The sequence below is a fragment of the Modestobacter sp. KNN46-3 genome (assembly GCF_011039295.1).
Window position 1 is genome coordinate 1 of record NZ_JAAKGN010000339.1, and the last position, 1,250, is coordinate 1,250.

General features: G+C 71.4%; 1 protein-coding gene. It reads left to right on the plus strand.

What is annotated here, in order from left to right:
• Positions 1 to 72: 72 nt before the first annotated feature.
• Positions 73 to 1,250: hypothetical protein (locus G5C62_RS27130; protein ID WP_206330907.1), on the plus strand; the 1,178-nt coding region annotated here is incomplete at its 3' end.

The following is a 1,250-nucleotide window of genomic DNA, read 5'->3' on the forward strand; positions in this document are numbered from 1 at the left end:
GAGGTGACCCCGGCCAGCGGGGCGGGGGTCCACACGCTCTCACCCATCTCCGGGTCCAGCGGCACGCGAGCGGTGAAGCTGACCGCCTCCAGCAAGGTCGCCTACTGGCTGGAGTTCCGGCCGGGCAGCGGGCAGGACAGCTGGCTCACCACGTCGGCCAACGTGGTCGGCGTCCAGCCGGGTGTGCTCGTGCGCCGGGCCCATGCAGGTGCCGGTGACTCCTCGCTGCTGCTGGATGCGACACCGTCCAGCGCGTCGTCGTGGACCAAGGACACGGTCGCGGTGCTGCCGGTCGGCGCGGAGGTCCTGCTGGCCGGTGGCCAGTTCAGGGTGAAGGTCACCGGCCTCGGCGCCACCGCGTCGGTGGAGGTGCGGCCGGCGAACACCCTCCCGGTGGCCAGTTGGGACGGGCTGTCGGCGTCGGGTTCGACGTTGTCGGTGAGTGGGTGGGCCTTCGACCCGGATCAGCCGACGGTGTCCGGGCAGGTGCACGTCTACGTGGACGGCCAGGGGAGGTCGCTGACCGCTGACGGTGCCCGGCCGGACGTGGGGAAGGCGTACCCGGGGGTGGGGGATGCGCACGGCTTCTCCACGAGCACGACGGTGGCCCCGGGAGCGCACCGGGTGTGCGTCTTCGCCATCGACGTGGACGACCCTGGGCAGAACACCTTGCTGGGCTGCCGGTCGATCACCACGCAGCAGACGTTGCCGGTCGGGAGCTGGGACGGGTTGTCGGCGTCGGGGGCGACGGTGAGCGTGTCGGGTTGGGCTTTGGACCTGGATCAGCCGTCGGTGTCGTCGAAGGTGCACGTGTACGTGGACGGTCGGGGTGTGGAGTTGACGGCTGATCGGTCGCGGCCGGACATCGGTGCGGCGTTCTCCGGTGCGGGGTCCGCGCACGGGTTCGCGTGGTCGACGACGGTGGCGCCGGGGGCGCACCGGGTGTGCGTGTTCGGGATCGACGTGGACGCGCCGTCCCGGAACTCGGAGCTGGGGTGTCGGTCGATCACCACTCAACAGGCGTTGCCGGTCGGGAGCTGGGACGGGTTGTCGGCGTCGGGGGCGACGGTGAGCGTGTCGGGTTGGGCTTTGGACCTGGATCAGCCGTCGGTGTCGTCGAAGGTGCACGTGTACGTGGACGGTCGGGGTGTGGAGTTGACGGCTGATCGGTCGCGGCCGGACATCGGTGCGGCGTTCTCCGGTGCGGGGTCCGCGCACGGGTTCGCGTGGTCGACGACGGTGGCGCCGGG